We start from the raw sequence: 413 nt of genomic DNA, 5'->3' as shown, positions 1-413 counted from the left end.
GCGCCGACCTGACCGAGAAGCTCCTCGACATCAAACGCGAGAAGGGCTGGAGCTGGGCCCATATCCACGAGGCGATCGGCGGCCTTTCGCCGTTCCTGATCACGGCGGCCTGCATGGGCCAGATGAAGCTGCCCAAGGCCCAGGCCAAGCGGGCGGCCGAGCTGTTCGGCCTGACGGTCGCCGAGGAGCGGATGCTCAACGAGGCGCCCTACCGGGGCTCGATCCCGGCGATGCCGCCCACCGACCCGCTGATCTACCGCTTCTACGAGTTGGTGATGGTCTACGGCACGACCTTCAAGGAGCTGATCCAGGAGGAGTTCGGCGACGGCATCATGTCGGCGATCGACTTCAACATGGAGATGGCCCGGGAGGCGAACAACAAGGGCGACCGGGTGAAGCTGACGATGTCGGGC

At 65.6% G+C, this 413-nt stretch carries 1 protein-coding gene; it reads left to right on the top strand.

Annotated elements, in window-relative coordinates; genetic code table 11:
- A partial coding sequence (gene cynS / locus HNV26_RS37620; RefSeq protein ID WP_171453069.1) for a cyanase occupies window positions 1-413 on the top strand: 413 nt, incomplete at both ends.

Origin of the sequence: Myxococcus xanthus, assembly GCF_013116825.1 — a bacterium.
Classification (GTDB): Bacteria; Myxococcota; Myxococcia; order Myxococcales; family Myxococcaceae; genus Myxococcus; species Myxococcus xanthus_B.
This window is presented reverse-complemented; position numbering and strand designations above follow the sequence as displayed.